The sequence below is a fragment of the Mucilaginibacter sp. OK268 genome, assembly GCF_900103125.1.
Taxonomy (GTDB): Bacteria; Bacteroidota; Bacteroidia; order Sphingobacteriales; family Sphingobacteriaceae; genus Mucilaginibacter.
In genome coordinates this window covers 1,239,323-1,257,367 of sequence record NZ_FNJV01000001.1, presented here as the reverse complement: position 1 = coordinate 1,257,367, position 18,045 = coordinate 1,239,323, and the positions used below count along the sequence as shown (strand labels likewise).

Annotated in this window: 10 protein-coding genes; 6 read left to right on the top strand and 4 right to left on the bottom strand. The window is 44.7% G+C overall.

Annotated elements, in window-relative coordinates:
• Positions 1-3: 3 nt before the first annotated feature.
• Complete coding sequence (locus tag BLR84_RS05105; protein ID WP_090465228.1) at positions 4-8,754, top strand: MBG domain-containing protein; 8,751 nt, start codon at positions 4-6, stop codon at positions 8,752-8,754.
• A 24-nt stretch (positions 8,755-8,778) separates the two neighbouring features.
• A complete protein-coding gene (locus BLR84_RS05100; protein WP_090465225.1) occupies positions 8,779-9,705 on the top strand; it encodes a PorP/SprF family type IX secretion system membrane protein in 927 nt (308 codons plus the stop codon).
• Between the two features lie 138 nt (positions 9,706-9,843).
• Here BLR84_RS05100 and BLR84_RS05095 read toward each other — a convergent pair whose 3' ends face one another.
• Positions 9,844-10,647: a carbonic anhydrase gene (locus BLR84_RS05095; protein ID WP_090465849.1), complete on the bottom strand. Its 804-nt coding sequence runs from the start codon at positions 10,645-10,647 to the stop codon at positions 9,844-9,846.
• A 229-nt stretch (positions 10,648-10,876) separates the two neighbouring features.
• On the opposite strand from BLR84_RS05095, the gene BLR84_RS05090 reads away from it, so the two are divergent.
• On the top strand, positions 10,877-12,517 hold the full coding sequence (locus tag BLR84_RS05090; RefSeq protein ID WP_090465222.1) for a serine hydrolase domain-containing protein: 1,641 nt from the start codon (positions 10,877-10,879) through the stop codon (positions 12,515-12,517).
• Positions 12,518-12,614: 97 nt separating this feature from the next.
• Here BLR84_RS05090 and BLR84_RS05085 read toward each other — a convergent pair whose 3' ends face one another.
• Positions 12,615-12,911, bottom strand: a complete 297-nt coding sequence (locus BLR84_RS05085) for a hypothetical protein (protein ID WP_090465219.1) — start codon at positions 12,909-12,911, stop codon at positions 12,615-12,617.
• 138 nt (positions 12,912-13,049) lie between these two features.
• Here BLR84_RS05085 and BLR84_RS05080 point away from each other — a divergent pair, with 138 nt between their 5' ends.
• Positions 13,050-13,325 (top strand): DUF4342 domain-containing protein, encoded by a 276-nt coding sequence (locus BLR84_RS05080; protein WP_090465216.1) that lies wholly within the window; start codon positions 13,050-13,052, stop codon positions 13,323-13,325.
• A 26-nt stretch (positions 13,326-13,351) separates the two neighbouring features.
• Here the strand turns inward: BLR84_RS05080 and BLR84_RS05075 are convergent, their stop codons facing one another.
• Both BLR84_RS05075 and BLR84_RS05070 read right to left on the bottom strand, forming a co-directional pair.
• Positions 13,352-13,825 (bottom strand): hypothetical protein, encoded by a 474-nt coding sequence (locus BLR84_RS05075; protein ID WP_143013830.1) that lies wholly within the window; start codon positions 13,823-13,825, stop codon positions 13,352-13,354.
• 112 nt (positions 13,826-13,937) lie between these two features.
• Positions 13,938-16,388, bottom strand: a complete 2,451-nt coding sequence (locus BLR84_RS05070; RefSeq protein ID WP_090465210.1) for a TonB-dependent receptor — start codon at positions 16,386-16,388, stop codon at positions 13,938-13,940.
• Between the two features lie 152 nt (positions 16,389-16,540).
• Here BLR84_RS05070 and BLR84_RS05065 point away from each other — a divergent pair, with 152 nt between their 5' ends.
• Entirely contained in the window at positions 16,541-17,713 is a 1,173-nt protein-coding gene (locus BLR84_RS05065) for a metallophosphoesterase (RefSeq protein ID WP_090465207.1), read from the top strand.
• A 143-nt stretch (positions 17,714-17,856) separates the two neighbouring features.
• Positions 17,857-17,979 carry a hypothetical protein gene (locus tag BLR84_RS30345; RefSeq protein WP_255366859.1) on the top strand — a complete coding sequence of 41 codons (123 nt, stop codon included), beginning with the start codon at positions 17,857-17,859 and terminating at the stop codon, positions 17,977-17,979.
• Positions 17,980-18,045: the final 66 nt, after the last annotated feature.

Below are 18,045 nucleotides of genomic sequence, written 5' to 3'. Positions count from 1 at the left end.
CTTATGAAGAAATTATTTAAAAAAGGCCTTTACACCGTTGCTGTAATTTTCTTTTTTTTGGGGAACACATTCCCTGCTTTTGCAAGTCTTACAGGTACTAACCTGGAAACAGGGGGCCTGTATACGGCTTTAGCAAAAGACAACAACAATAACCTATATGTTACCCGCGTAAAGGCGGGTACCGGAGGAGCCACTTATGAAGTTGTAAAATACACTAATAGTACGGGTACCCCGGTTAGCATTTACAGCGGACTTACCCACGAGTTAGGGGATTATCCCTGGGGCTTGGCGGTAACCAGCACCGGTGATGTATATGTATCTACCGATTTCACCTCCAATGCAGGGGTCATTGTTAAGCTTACCATTAGTGGTGGCGTATATACACCTTCCACTTTTCAAAGCGGTAATTACTATTCGGCATTGGCCGTTGACGCCAGTAATAACCTGTATACAGCCGAATATGATGCAGGGCACGGTACTTATGCCGTTGTTAAATATAATGCCGGCAGCCCGGCAGGTTCAGCGGGTACCCGATTATATGATAATTTAAAATCGGCACCAGGATATGCTTATCCAACAGGATTGGCAATTGCTCCAAACGGAGATATTTATGTGGCAGACGCTTTCAGTAATGATCCTTCCATCACCGATGGCGGACATGTATATAAATTAACAGCTGCATCAGCTTATTCCGTTTCAACCGTATCATCCAGCAAATACGCCACCGCACTGGCTGTAGATGCCTCCGGTAATCTTTACAGCAGCGAAAACGCGGGCGCTGGTTATCAGCTGGTTAAATACACCAATGGCACAGGAACCGGCACCTCGGTTTATGGGCCTTTACATTCCAATGGTATTTATTATCCCTGGGGTATAGTCATATTTGACGCAAGTAATATTTTTGTTGCCGATGGCGATGATGGTACTAACGGGGGCGCCATCATACACCTGGTAGGCCCTCCTACTGTACAAGCTTCCAATTTAGTTTTTTCAAATATCAGTGGTTTTGGCGCTACAGCCAGCTGGACCAACGGTAACGGCGCTTCGCGTGCAGTGTTTGTATCCAACTCATCAACAGGCAGTCCGGCTCCTGTAGATGGCACAACCTATGCTGCTAACGCGGCTTATAGCTCAGGTGCACAGATCGGTGCAAGCGGATGGTACTGCGTTTATAACGGCACAGGTGCAACTGTGAACATTACCAACCTCAGCGCCGGGAATACCTATCGTGTAATGACGGTAGAATACAGTGGAACTGGGGCAGGCACGAGTTATCTGGCCACAGCAGCTACAAATAACCCGGCCAACTTTAACACATTAACACTGGCCGACATCAATGTTGTCAGTACAGATAATACAACAACTTACACACCAGGCACCACCAATACCTACGTCATAACGGTAACCAATTATGGCCCTAATACTGTAACAGGCGAAACGGTAGCTACTACCCTCCCAGCGGGCAGTACCTGGACCGCGGCATTTACAGGCGGTGCAACGGGAACAGCGAGCGGCAACGGCAGTATTAACGAGCTGGTCAATCTTCCCTTTAATGGTGTAGCTACCTATACCGCTATCGTCCCCATACCAAGCAACCAGACAGGACCGTTTACCAATATAACTACGGTAACAGCCCCCGCCGGGGTAAACGATGTAAACCCGGCAAATGACCAGGCCAATGATGTTGATACACAAAACAGTTTAGCCGATCTGAGCATCACGAATACCGATGGCCAGGCGACCTATATATCTGGTACCACACATAATTATACTGTGGTAGTAACCAACAACGGGCCTAGTGATGTTATAGGAGCAACTGTAGCCAACCCGCTCCCAACTGGAAGTACCTGGACTGCCGCTTTTACAGGCGGGGCCACAGGAACTGCAAGCGGCACTGTTAGTATCAACGTAAACAATAATATTCCATCGGGCGCAACGGTGACTTATACTATCGTCGCCCCGATACCATCAACCCAGATAGGTAATTATACCAGCACAGCCACAGTAACCGCCCCTGCCGGTGTGACCGAACAAAATGCAGGAAATAACACCGCCACAGATGTTGATACACCTATTAGCAACATCATAGCTACCGGTACTTTAACTGCTTTAACCACCACTTTCGGAACCCCGTCGTCATCAACCACGTTTAATGTTTCAGGTTCCAATTTAACGGCGGGGATATTAGTTACCCCTCCCACCGGTTTTGAAGTAAGTACCAATAATACCACGTTTACCGGAACTGTTACTCTTGGCGCGGCAGGCAATATAACTTCAACCCCGGTATATGTAAGGCTTGCAGCTACGACAGCAGTAGGGAGCTACTCGGGCAATGTTGTTTTGAGCAGTGCCGGGGCCACCAGCGTAAACGTACCTACCGTATCCAGTACGGTTAACGTGTTAAATGCTGCGGTAACTTCTATAAATCGCACATCAACAAGTCCTACCAATACGGCTACGGTTACTTACACGGTAACCTTCGGGGCGAGTATCACGGGGCTTACCATCAGTAATTTTTCACTTACAACCACGGGTATTGCCGGGGCAAGCATTACTTCGTTAACCGGTTCCGGAGCAACCTATACGGTAACTGCAAATACAGGAACGGGTAATGGCACCATCGGTTTAAATTTGGCTAATAGTGCAGGTATAACACCGGGGATCAGTACAGCTTTACCTTTTACCGGGCAGGTATATACCATTGATAAAACCCCGCCTACTGCAACCAGCCTTATTTACGCCTCGAACAATGCCAACACAGCATTAGCTAAAGTAGGCGATATAGTAACACTGCTTTTTAGCACCAGCGAAGCTATACAAACACCAACCGTTCTTATTGCCGGGCATAGCGTAACCGCTGTAAACCAGGGTGGCAATAACTATTCGGCAGGTTATACCATGACCAGTGGAGATACGGAAGGCAGAATAACTTTTGCCCTTTCGTTTAGCGATCTGGCAGGTAATCCGGCTATCAATGGTCAGCCTTATACAGATGTATCTGCCGGCGACCTGATCACATTTGACAAAACCTTGCCTACTACCAGTAATTTAACCTTTACTTCCAACAACACCAACACTGCAGAAGCTAAAGTTGGTAACATCGTAACACTGAACTTCAGCACCAGCGAAGCTGTTCAAACACCAACTGTAACTATAGCTGGCCATACTGTAACTGCTACAAATGCCTCAAACGACCATATTACCTGGTCGGCTGCTTACACCATGACGGCCGGCGACGTGGAAGGCACTATACCATTCAACCTGCTTTTCACAGATCTTACCGGTAATAACGGAGCAGCTTATACCCAATCCACTACCAATAAAATTGTTGTATTTGACAAAACAGCGCCTACAGTAACCGCCATTAATTTACATACCCCGGCCACCTCGCCCACTAATGCAACTACATTAGTGTACCGTGTTACTTTTTCAGAGCCAATTTCGGGCGGTAATACAGGCGCGTTCAGCTTAGTTTCAACAGGAACCGCCGCGGGTACTATATTTCAAACTGCCGCGGCAGGAGCAAACGGATTAGATGTAACCGTTAATAATGTATCCGGAGTGGGTACATTAAAGCTTGATCTGAAAGTGCCGCCAACCGGTATAAGCGACCAGGCAGGTAATTTGACAACTACAGGGTTTACCAGCGGGCAAACCTATACGATTATCCAGGTTCCGACAGCAACCACCACTTCGTCTACTTTTGTTTCCACCACAAGCGAAACTGTTAAGGGTTCTGCAAATGATAATGGAAGCGCAACAACCGTGAGTTTCACTTATGGTACAACCGCTGATCTTTCCGGAACTACGACGACATTGCAAGCAACTACAGGTGGCACCATAAGTGCCGGAGGAGGGTTAACCAATGCTTCTTTAACATTAACCGGCTTAATCCCCTCTACAACCTATTACTACCAGCTTGTTGCAACCAACAGTGCCGGAACCAATAAAGGAGTTATCTTGAGCTTTAATTCAACAGCACCGGCATCAGCACCAACGGCTACTACTTTAACCCCACCTGCTGCTATTACAGCAAACGGGGCTATCATCAGTGGCTTTGTAAATTCAAACGGGGCTGCAACATCCGTCGTGTTTAATTATGGCTTAAGCCCTACCTTAACCGGGGCCACTACCGTAGCTGCCACAACCAATGGCAGCCTTGCCGCGGGTGCAAGCGGTAATGCTTCGTATTCATTAACCGGGCTTACCCCATTAACCACCTACTATTACCAGGTTAAGGCTACCAACAGCCTGGGTACTACACCTGGTACTATACAATCCTTTACCACCCTTGCTTCCAGCAATTCCAGCTTATCAAACCTGCCCATCAACCCAGGAACATTAGTACCTGTATTTTCAACAGGCCAAACTTCCTATGCAGTTACTGTAAATAATGCGGTCAGCGCCTTATCGGTAACACCTGTAGCAAGTGAAAGCCATGCTACAATAACGGTTAATGGATCAACAGTATCATCGGGGTCGGCAGCAAATGTAAACCTGGCTGTGGGAGCAAACATCATTAGTACCGTTGTAATCGCCCAGGATGGTATTACCACATCTACCTATACCATAACGGTAACCAGGAACAAAGCAGCACAAACCATTACGTTCGCCGCGCTACCATTAAAAACATATGGCGATGCCGATTTCGCGCCCGGAGCTAACAGTACAAATAATACGATACCTATTACCTACAGCAGCGATAATACCGCTGTAGCCACTATTGTAGCCGGTAATATCCACATTGTTGGAGCAGGTATGGCCAATATTACAGCTTCACAAACAGGGAATGCAAACTATACTGCTGCGGTGAGTGTAACCAAACCATTGACTGTAGGTAAGATAGTTATCACCGTTACCGCCGACAGCAAAAACAAGGCTTTCGGCGCTCCGGATCCGGCGTTGACCTATCAGGTAACCATTGGAGCATTGGTTGGTACCGATGCCTTTACTGGAGCATTAAGCAGGACTCCGGGCGAAAGTGTAGGGTCATATCCTATTTTGCAAAATACGCTGGCACTTAATACCAGTAACTACACCTTAACTTATGTTGGTGCAAATTTGGCTATTGGGCAGGTGCCACAAACCATCACCTTCGCAGCCTTGCCTCCGAAAACTTATGGTGATGCCGATTTTGCACCGGGAGCCACCAGCACTAACAATTCCATCCCGATCACGTACAGCAGTGATAATACCGCGGTAGCCACCATCGTAAGCGGAAAGATCCATATTGTTGGTGCAGGTACAGCCAACATCACCGCAGCACAAGCAGGCGATGCAAATTATACCGCTGCGGTGAGTGTAACCAAGCCATTGACTGTTGGTAAGGCACTCATAACCGTTACCGCCGACAGCAAGAGCAAAGCTTTCGGCGCTCCTGACCCGGCACTGACCTATCAGATCACTATTGGAGCATTGGTTGGTACCGATACTTTCTCGGGAACATTAAGCAGAACTCCCGGCGAAAGTGTTGGCTCCTATCCTATCCTGCAAAATACCCTTGCACTTAATAGCAACTATACTTTAACTTATGTGGGTGCAAACCTGGCCATTGGGCAGGTCTCACAAACCATCACCTTCGCAGCTTTGCCTCTGAAAACCTATGGCGATGCTGATTTTGCGCCGGGAGCTACAAGCACCAACAACACCATACCGGTTACTTACAGCAGTGATAATACTGCAGTTGCCACTATAGTAAGCGGCAAGATCCATATTGTAGGCGCAGGTACAGCCAACATTACCGCGTCGCAGGCAGGGAATACAAACTATACCGCTGCCGTGAATGTAACCAAACCATTGACTGTAGGTAAAGTAGCCATAACCGTTACTGCGGATGCCAAGAGCAAAACATTTGGTGCTTTGGATCCTGTACTGACCTATGGTATCACTACAGGAGCATTAGTGGGTACTGATGCATTCACCGGAACATTAAGCAGAACTGCGGGCGAAAGTGTTGGTTCTTACCCCATCTTACAAAACACACTGGCACTTAACGGCAATTACGCATTAACTTATGTGGGTGCAAACCTGGCCATTGGGCAGGTTCCACAAACCATCACCTTCGCGGCCCTTCCGTTAAAGACATATGGTGACCCTGATTTTGCACCGGGAGTTACCAGCAATAACAACACTATACCGGTTACTTACAGTAGCGATAATACTGCGGTTGCCACTATCGTAAGCGGTAAGATCCATATCGTAGGTGCCGGTACGGCCAATATCACTGCATCACAAGCAGGCAATGCAGACTATACCGCGGCTGTGAGTGTAACCAAGCCATTGACTGTTGGCAAGGTAGCTATCACTGTTACAGCCGACAGCAAGAGCAAGGCTTTCGGCGCTCCTGATCCGGCATTGACCTATCAGGTAACCAGCGGTGCATTGGTTGGTACCGATGTATTCACCGGAGCATTAAGCAGAACTGCGGGTGAAAGCGTGGGTTCTTATCCCATTTTACAAAACACGCTGGTACTTAACAGTAACTATGCGTTTACTTATGTGGGTGCTAATTTGAGCATCGGTCAAACCACTCAAACCATCACTTTCGCAGCTTTGCCTCCGAAAACTTATGGTGATGCTGATTTTGCACCGGGAGCTACCAGTACCAACAATACTATACCGATCACCTACAGCAGTGACAACACTTCGGTAGCAACCATCGTAAGCGGAAAAATTCATATTGTAGGTGCAGGTACAGCCAACATCACTGCATCACAGGCAGGTAACGCGGCTTATACCGCGGCCGCAAATGTAAGCAAGCAACTTACCGTGGGTAAAGCAGCCATTGCCGTAACCGCCAACGCCCAAAGCAAGAGCTATGGCGATGCTGATCCTGCATTAACCTATAATATCACTACAGGAGCATTGGTAGGTACCGATGCTTTTACCGGGGCCCTAACCAGAACTGCGGGAGAAAGCACAGGTTCTTATCCTATAACCAAAGGAACACTGGCCCTCGGCAATAATTATACGCTTACCTATACCGGGGCAAACCTTACTATCACCACAAAAGCCATTACCGTAACCGCTAAAGCACAAAGCAAGGGCTATGGCGATGCCGACCCAGCGTTGACCTACAACATTACCAGCGGAGCATTGGTGGGCACAGACGCCTTTACAGGAGCATTAACGAGAAGTCCGGGCGAAAGCATTGGCAATTATCCCATCACCAAAGGCACGCTAGCCCTTAACAGCAATTATGCGCTTACCTATATCGGGGCAAACCTGATTATAACAGCAAAAGCGATAACGGTAACCGCCAACGCCCAAAGCAAAACTTATGGCGCTGCCGATCCGGCGCTAACCTATAGCGTTACATCAGGAAGTCTGGCTAACGGGGATGTCTTTGCCGGGGCGCTGACAAGAATTGCCGGCCAGGGTGTGGGTGTTTATGCCATTAATCAAGGTACATTAGCTTTGAACAGTAATTATACCCTTACTTATGTTGGTGCCAATTTAACTATAGGCAAAGTTTTGTTAAGTATAACTGCCGATAACCAAAGTAAAACCTACGGACAGGCAAACCCTGCATTAACCATTACTTACAGCGGCTTTGTGAATGGCGATACCAAAGCCAGTTTAACTACCCCGGCAACAGCCACAACCTTAGCTACAGCCTCATCGGCAGCCGGGTTTTATACTATTACGCCGGCCGGGGCCGTCGCTGCTAATTACACCATTACTTATGTTAATGGTAAGTTGACCATTAACTCTGCTATACTAACCGTAACAGCCGGTAATGCCACCAGGATTTATAAAGATGCTAACCCGCTGTTTACCATAACTTACAGCGGCTTTATAAATGGCGATACACCAGCCAGTTTAACCACCAAAGCAACAGCTACCACGCTGGCAACAGCGGCATCGCCGGTAGATACTTATCCAATAACTCCGGCTGGGGCAGTATCAGGTAATTATGGTTTTAATTATATAAACGGCACGCTGACCATTACACCGGCCACCCGTACGTTAACATTTAATCCGCTGGCAACAAAAACTTATGGCGATGCCGATTTTACCCCCGGGGCAGTTGCAAGTTCGGGAGAAGCTATTATCTATAGTAGCGATAATGTGGCGGTTGCAACTATAGTGAATGGCGAAGTACACATAGCCGGTGCCGGTGCGGCAACCATTACCGCAACCGTAGCGACCAATGCCAACTATAGCAATACCCCATTGGCAAGCCAGGCCCTGGTGGTTAACAAAGCCCATCAAACCATTGACTTTGCAGCGATTCCGGCTCAAAATAAAGGATCGACATTTGATCTGAGCGGAGTAACCGCAAGCTCGGGCTTGCCGGTCACTTTTACGGCTGCCGATCCTGGTATTGCCAGTATAAGCGGATCAACGTTAAGCGCCATCCATATCGGAACAACCACCATTACGGCTACCCAAAGCGGTAACAGCAATTATTTTGCTGCTACAAGCGTGAAACGAACGGTGATAGTAAACGATGCCGCGGGAGATCAAATACTTGTTCACCAGGCCGTATCGCCCAATGGCGACGGGATAAACGATTTCCTTTATATAGAAGGCATCAAAAACTATCCGGGCAACGAGGTTACTTTAATTAACCGCAATGGCGTATTAGTATTCCAGGCTTATAACTATGATAACAGTAACCATGTGTTTGACGGGCATTCAAATGTTACAGGTGCTTTACAACAGGCCGGCACCTATTTTTATAAAGTAGACTTTGTAGTAAATGGGGAGAAAAAGCATAAAACAGGCTTCTTCGTATTAAAATATCAATAGATGAACCTTTAGTAATTAAAAGAAATGAAATCAAGATATATCATTCATAAAAATACAGGAGCTATACTGTTTGTACTGTTTTTATCACTGGTAACAAAAGTACATGCGCAAAGCCAGGCTTTCAGCTATACGCAATACATGGATAACCTCACCCCGCTTAACTCCGCTTATTCCTTGCTGGATAAAGCGGCCTCGGTGAATATGATGGGGCGCAAACAATGGGTTGGTGTAGACGGGGCGCCCACCACCTTCCAGTTTAACGGTAACATACCTATCGAATCAATGAGTGCGGCTGCTGGCCTCATCGTTCTTAACGATCAGTTTGCTATAGAACGGCAAACAGAAGTAAACGCCTATTTTGCCAAATCAATCCAATTGGGGCAAAAGGATTTTTTAGGGGTATCCTTAAATGCAGGTATAAGAAACTACAGGGCCAATTACTCCACTTTAGATGCTGCCGATCCAACATTTGCCAATGATGTAAGGCAAACCAAACCCAATCTGGGCTTTGCGGTCATGTATTATACAGATTGGTATTACTTGGGTATATCCGCACCGGAATTGACTATCACCAGTTTAGGTACGGCATCAGTACAAAACAACAACAATTTTATAAATCACTATTACTTTACAGGAGCCTTTATCAGAGATATAGCAGAAGATATAAAAGTTAAACCATCCATCTTATTTTCATATGCCCGGGGGGTGCCGCTCATTACAGATTTCTCCAGTATATTTTATCTAAAAGAAACCCTTGGGCTTGGCGCAAGCTACCGCATAAATGGCGAGGTCGCCGGAATTATATCATTCAATGTAAGCCGGTTCCACTTAGGTTATAGTTATCAGTTTGGTACAAACTCTGATAACCTGGGTGGTTTTAACATCCCTACGCACGAAGTTACCCTTAGCTATCGCTTTGGTAGCGGCGCCGTTAAGGCCAAATTATTATAGCTATTCTAATCCCCCGCAGGGCCTTTTTCAGGATGCCTGCGGGGATAATAACTTTCAACCCATATCAGTATTAAAAGCATTACCTGTTTCTACCCGATAATTCAAAAAAAGGCCACTTCAATAGCTAATAAAAGCAAGCTATTTACCAGTAATATCGTGCCTGGCAAAGGCGGTTGCCGGCAGATGTTCCAGTGTTTCTTTTAGAAAGGTTACTTTACCTGTTCCCAGATCATAAACAGCACCTACAATAAGTAGTTTACCCTCTTCATAGTTTTTACTTAGTACAGGTTCCAGCTGGCGTAAATGGTTTACCTGGTTAATAACGTTGAGCCGTATGGCATTATCAAGTACATTACCCGGCATTTTTTTTGCCGCAATAGCCGCAGGTTTGATAGCATTGATCAAACTTACAATATGACCCGGCGGGTTTTCAGGGCGTTTGATAGCCGCATCTACCGCACCACAATTGGTGTGGCCCAACACCACGATCAATTTTGTTTTTAGCGCGAGGAAACCATATTCCAATGTACCATAAGATGCTTCGGCCATAACCTGCCCGGCGGTACGAACGATAAAAAGATCGCCAAAGCCCTGATCAAACAAAATTTCGGCAGAAACCCTTGAATCGGAGCAGCCAACAATGGTGGCAAAAGGAGCTTGTCCCGAAGCCAGTTTTTTGATCAATGCAGGGTTTTGTCTTGGATAAATACTCCGGCTTTCGGTGAACCGGCGATTACCGCCTGTTAACTTTTGCAAGGCAAAATAAGGATTAGCAAAGGCAGAATCCCGATTTACGATGTAGTTATCTTTGCGCCATTGGGCGGAGTCGACCAGGGCTAATTTATGGGCGTGTGTGCTATTTTTTTTCTGTCCAAAGACTAAACCGGCACTTAAAAACAGTAAACCAGTTAATAAAAATGTTAATTTTTGTAGGGGGTTCATAATAAACATTTATTAAATAAGCTAAAAATCGGGCGCAAAGGTAGTTTTCTGCGACCGTGAATTAAAGCAGGAATTTACCCATTTATTAGGCATTTATTAACCCTTGCAAACATAACTTTTCCTGGTTACGGTTTTCGGAGTTAATACAATAAATTGATCAGGATAAATTTGATATCAACTGTAACGAAGTAAAACAAATTAGCGTCACTTATAAAAAATTGAATACAAAATGAACCACTCAACATTTTGCATAAAAAAACCACTTGCCTTTATTACCTTCTTATTAATTTCCTCCTTTGCACATGCACAAACTTTGCAGGATACCCTGGCACAGATAGATAAACTATTCAGCGCTTACCAACCGCAAAACCCCGGCTGTGAACTGGCTATTTCCCGGAACGGGGTGCTTATTTACTCCAAATCATGGGGCATGGCCGATCTGGAACACCGGGTACCTTTAACCACATCATCAGTAACTGAAGCAGGGTCGGTATCCAAACAATTTACAGCCGCGGCCATTTTGCTGTTGGCGCAGCAAGGTAAAATTTCGCTTAATGATGATATTCGCAAATACCTGCCCGAGATACCTGATTATGGTTCGGTGATCAGGATAAGCAACCTGCTTCATCATACCAGCGGACTGCGCGACTGGGGTTCAGTTATGGACATTGCAGGCTGGCCACGATCAACCAAAACTTATAACAATGATGATGTGCTGTATATTGTATCGCACCAAAAAGCGCTGAACAATAAACCCGGCGATGAATTTATTTACAGCAATTCAAACTTTAACCTGCAGGCCCTGATCGTTAAACGCATCACAGGCATGGAGCTGGCTGAATTTACCCGTAAATACATTTTTGAACTCGCGGGGATGACACATACCCAATGGCGCGACAATTTTAAACGTATCGTTTTAAATCGGGCTATAGCTTATCACACAACAGATACAGGCTATGAAACCGATATGCCCAATGAATATGCCTATGGCAATGGCGGTCTGCTTACTACCGCCGAAGACTTATTGAAATGGAACGAATATTACTGGGGCGGCAAATTAGGCAGCCCTTCCCTGCTACCACAGCAAATAGCGGTTGATCACCTGAACAGTGGTGCGGAAAACGCTTATGGGATGGGGTTATTTATACAGAAACGCCGTGGCTGGGATTATATTAACCACGATGGGGCTACAGCAGGCTACCGGTCGCTCCTGTTGTGTTATCCGCAGCTAAAGCTGTCTATCGCTTTTTTAAGCAATGCTTCCAATGCCGACTTTAGTCTGGTCCGCCAGGTGGAGGATCTGTTTGTTCCGGATAAAGAAAAACCTCTGTCTCAACCAACTCAACAGAATAAAACCTATCCGCTATCACCCGATCAGTTAAGAGCATTTACAGGCTGGTATCAAAACCAGAAAAACGGCGCCGGCCTGCAATTGATGCTAAAAAATGATACGCTGTGTACTGCACGTTTTAAACTTCGACCTATAGGACGAAATTCTTTCAGTGTTAACGGAGAGCAAATAATATTCAATAATAAAGGCTTTATTCACATCACAAAAACAAAGGATACCACCGTTTATGCGGCAGTAAAAGCTGCAGGCAATGGCGAGGATTATCTTAAAGCCTATACCGGTGTATATTATTCTACAGAGACAGAAAGTAAGTATACGGTAGTTATCCAAAACGGCAAACTCACCCTTCATATCGACCCGGTAAACGATCAAGCCATTAACCCTACCTATTATGATGGCTTCAAAAGTGCCGACGGCGGTGCTGATATCTATTTCACAAGGGATGCCAATGATAAAATTAAAGGGTTTAAAATATCTGTTAACCGGGCCAGAAATGTGACGTTTGTAAAAGTGGAATAAGCTTATTGGGTAATCCTCTTCCCCAGATGCTTGTAATATCCGATAATAGCATATTGCTTTTTTATAGTGCTAATCTCGAATATTAATATCGCGAGATTTAAATTGGGTCAGAATACAAAACGAATGATGCGCCAGACTTAACAGCATTATCATAGTATATTTTATTGTGGCTAACAGCTGCTTTTTCAGGGCTTACTTTTCCGGCTCTTGAAAATTCAATTTCTTCAAAACCCAAGTCGAAAATAATTTCCTCTGCGTTGCCTTGGTTATATTCAGCATTTAGGTCTGCTCTCACATAAAGCAAAAATGCATGTTTGTCCCCTATTTGATATTTTGTATTTGATTTTTCGCTAATAAGGACTGTTCCGGAGTATAAGTGTACATCAAAAAGCATAAGCAAAAATAGTAATCTAAAACACAATGGTGCGGGGCTTGCCAAAATCGATCTAATCAAGTTAAAATTTGTTCAGGCCCGGTTCTGTAACAAACCCCATTGATCATCATCCAATAACTAAATTATAAATTTCAGCAAATGGGTAAAAAAGAATCATTTTCCATCAGTGGCGAATCGTTACTGGGAAAAATAAAAGAATTGGTTCATGAAGGTAACGTGAGCCGCATTACGATAAGTGATAAAACTGGTAAGGAACTGATGAGCTTTCCATTAAGCGTGGGTCTGCTGGGTGTTATACTGGCACCGGTGTTTGCGGCTATTGGTACACTGGCTGCCCTGGTAACAGAATGTACCATCACAGTGGAAAGAGAAGATGACGACAATACCGAAAAGGGTGTTGAGCCTGCTGAATAAAGATATTTTTTCCTGGGCGAACGCTTTTACTTATGGCCAAGCCAGTAACCCAGGATTAAGGCAACAACTATCAGCGCCCACCAAATATATTGACGGGTGCGGTAGCCATTGATCCGTTTTTCTAGTCGGGAAATCTCACCCTGGTTAGCCAGTTTTTCGGTTTGTAAGCGCATATTTTGCTGTTGTAATTTAACCAGCGTGCCACCAACCTCCACTGGCTTTTGCTGCTCCAGCTGGTAACGCCGGCTAAAACCGCCGTCTTTAAGGAATTTCTCGCCTTTTGGCTTCAGTATCAATTTCTCCGGCAGTTCATAATCGCCATGATTACCCGATTCCTTGATCAGCCCCTCCCATGTTAATATTTGTACCATGGCAAAAGCGGTGGCCTCGTCCCCGTCAAAAAGTTTGAGCAATTGCACGCGTGTTAAGCTGTCCGGTATCCCAAAAGCCTCCAGCATCGCATCCAGCATTTCACACTCGTATTCGTTCAATTCCGTCATCCCCACAAACTTCGCAATTATTTGCGATTATTTTACTTTCCCTTAATAATGACAGTTAATGGCTTTTATAGAAAGAAGGCCAGGAAGCAAGAGCAGAATCATAATTAATATGTCAATGTGCCCTGTCCTGTTCACTGCTGGCACCGCCGGTATCACGTTTATGCGGCATGGTGATTGATTTACCAAAACTATAGGTAAATGAAAGGGTTGCCACCTGCGTATCTACAAAGTTGTGATAGGTTGCAGTAGCATTTGCAATATTAGTAATGGTACCGCTTGGACTAAATGATTTCAATACATCGCGTACATTGAACTTGATGGACGCCTTGTTATTCAATATTTTTTTCTGAACAGCGGCATTAAGCATACCGGTGGGTATCGAAACAAACTGGCCATAAGTACCGCCGGTATTATACCAACCGCTTAATTCAGCGCTCCAGGTTTTTGATAAAGTGAATTGATTATTTCCATTGGCACTAAAAGTATATTGCGACTGATTCAGGTAGCCTGTATAAAATGCGCCCTGATAAGTATTTTTATACACCTCGGCATACAGATTAACCGACCACCATTTAGCCGGCTGAAGATTGCTGTTGACCGAAAAATCCCATGTTTTTTGTTGCCCTATGTTGCCGGTAGTACTTACAAACACATTACCATCTTTATGAATAGTTTCATTTTGAACATCGGTTGTAAGATTATAAGCAATGGCCACGGTAAATAAACTCCTGAAACTATAGGCCAGTTTATAATTATCGGTAAACTGTGGTTTCAGGAAGGGATTTCCGGAGAAATAAGTAAACTTATCTACAAAAAAGGTAAAGGGATTTAAACTTCCATAACTCGGCCGCCCGATCCGGCGGCCGTAAGAAGCCACCAATACATTATGACCGGCGGTATCCAGGTTATAGGAAAAATAAGCCGTTGGGAACAGATTGGTGTAATGTTTAACAAATGATGAATCGGCTTTTTGCGCGTTTCCCAGCTGATGGCCGTCGCCATTGGTGTTTTCTAAGCGCAAACCCGTTTGTATCGAAAACCGCCCGAAGGTTTTATTGAAATTAACATACGCAGCGTTTATATTCTCTTTATATAAAAACTGGTTGGTATTATTATAGTCGATGGTGTTTACACCGTCGATCACATTAAAGTAATTGGCTGCATTATCTGTATTCACATAGCTGCTCTTAACGCCTGCCTCCAGTTTCGCCTTACCTTTAAGCGGATGGGTATAATCGACTTTTGCAGAGTAAATATTGATAGTGGAAGGTAAATTATCACTTATAGTTTGTGTATTTGTTAAAGTACCATCAGGCAAAAAAGTATTATTTACAAACAGCTGGTTGCTGCCTGCTATATCGTGAATATAATCCAGGTCGAACGTGAGGGTTCTTCCTATGCTATCAAATTTATGGGTATAGTTCAGGTTGATGCCTTTGCTGTCAAACTTATTTTTGGATGTATTGAGCGTGTTAATGGTTGAGTCCAATGCGCCGCTTTTATCATATAATAAGCTATATACCGGGCTGCTGTCATGATCGCGGGATATGTTGCCGGTAAATACAACTCCCCAGGTTGTTTTTGGCGATATAAAATAATCTAAGCCTGCTTTAATATTGGTATTGTTACTGGATGGCCTGAAATAGGAAATGTCCTTTAACGAAGAAGCAATATCACCGCTCGCATCCAAATAATTGCGGTCTATTTCGAGCCTTCTGAAAGTTTTCTGCTTATTGTAAGCAACGTTGGCAAAAAAGTTAACCTTATCTATCCGGTAATTAAAGTTGATGCTTTCATCCATACGGCCATAAAAGCCCTGGGCAAAATTTGCGGATACTACTGCATTAAATCCACGGGTGGTATTTTTTTTAGTTTTGATGTTGATCACACCCGCATTTCCTGCGGCATCATACTTGGCTGGTGGGTTATCCATTAACTCTATCTGATCCAATGCTGAAGAAGGCAGCGAACGTAGATAAGTTGCCAGGTTCGCGGCCGAAAGATAGGTGGGTTTATCGTCGATCATCACCATTACGCCGCTTTTCCCTTTAAAGGTAATATTACCATCGGCATCTATCTGCACACCAGGGGTCTTTGCCAATACCTCCAAAGCATTAGCGCCTGTATTGGATATCAGCGCCCCAACATTAACTACTGTGCGGTCAATTTTTTGTTGTACGTATGATTTTTGGGCGGTTACGTTTACTTCAGCCAGTTTTTTGCCTATTGAAGATAAAATAAAGGGTGGTAGATTAACCGACTTTTGCCCGCTAACCAGCACAGGATCGCTTTTGTAATTCTTGTAACCTATATAAGTTACCTTGATTATGTAGGTATTATCCTTTAAGTTTTGAAAGGCGAAGCTACCATCCGGATTGGCCAGTTTGGTACCTAAAACTACCGAGTCTTTTACGGTAAGTAAAATTACAGTAGCCCCGTCGAGTGGTTTCTTAGCATCATCTAAAACCGCTCCAGAAATTTTACCGTCTTTCGTTTGAGCATCAGCAAAATTGAATAGAAATAGTGCGAATAAGGTTAAAAAAGATAGGTACAGTAATTTCATAACTATAAGACAGCGGTTAAGTCAATATCGTTACTTGATCGCTATAGTTTCTAGCATAACATTTTTGTTACATATAAGGCCCTTTTGTCATCCAATTGCCATCATGTTCATGCCTTTAAAATCTTTTGAAGGCATACTCGTCATAGCGATATATGAAGACACGAATTTCCGCCCTTATCCTTTTATGGCTCCTTATTGACATTTACTTTTTTTCGGCTTTGGCAACGCTTACTGTCAATACATCCGTATACCTGGCCTATTGGTTGTTTGACGCTTTACTGGCCGGCACCATTATATTCAGCGCTTTTACGCGCAATACCAAACTCGTATCCTGGCTAATGGCCCTGATGCTGTTATCTTTTATACCCAAACTGGTGAGCTCCATCATATTGGTATTGGAAGATTTCACCCGCTTGTTTCGTGGTTTTCCGCCGCGCAGTTATGCCGTAAGTGAGTTAGTGTTAGTAGTAGCGGCCATATTTTTCGGGCTGTTACTGTTTGGCATTACGCGCGGGCGGCACTATTATAAAGTACGCCGGGAAACGCTCTTTTTTGATGATCTTCCCGAGCGGTTTGATGGTTTTACAATCACGCAGTTATCCGACATTCATTCCGGCAGTTTCAGTGATGCGAAAGGCGTGCAGAAAGGGCTCGACCTGGTTAACGCGCAGCAAAGTGATATGATATTGTTTACCGGTGACCTGGTTAATAACCAGGCAACCGAAATGGATCCCTGGATACCGGCATTTGCCGGTTTGGAAGCGCCTTATGGCAAATACTCGGTATTGGGCAATCACGATTATGGTGATTATATGCGGTGGGAAAATGAGGCCGATCAACAGGCAAACCTCAGCCGCCTGAAACAGGTGCACCAGGAAATCGGCTTCAAATTGCTGCTGAATGAAGCTACCCCTATTCAAAAAGACAATCAGGCCATTGCGCTCATCGGCGTTGAAAACTGGGGCAAAGGCGGTTTTCATAAATACGGCGACCTTAAAAAGGCAACCGCCAGTGTACCAGACAAGGCCTTCAAGATCCTGATGTCACATGATCCCTCGCACTGGGATGCGATAACGCTTGGTCACCACCAACCCATCCACCTCACCCTTTCGGGGCATACACATGGTGCACAATTCGGTTTTGAACTGTTCGGCTTTAAATGGAGCCCTATCAAGTATGTTTATAAACAATGGGCTGGTCTTTATCAAAAAAGCGGCCTTTACCTTTATGTAAACCGGGGTTTTGGCTTTCTTGGCTTAAAAGGCCGTATAGGTATCTGGCCCGAGATTGCGGTGCTTACCTTAAAACGCCGGGCCTTGATTTAAGAGGGTATATAGCAAACAAAAGAGCCTGCTGATTTATGATCAGCAGGCTCTTTTATTACAATTGGTTGATGTAAAAAAATAATCACATAACTACCTTATTATCAGAAATATTATCTTATTTTTAAGGAACAAACCTCCTTATCATGAAAAAGCACCTATTGCCATTCGCGCGGTTGCCTTGTGCACCAACCGGACTGGCGCTGGCGAGCGCAGATCAAATCACTGCTTTCTACTTTATCGCCAAATATCTCCTGCTCCATAACTAACGAACGACTCAACGGATATCGATACTCCGCCCGGAAGGGAACCACTTATATTGATTATTTAATTCA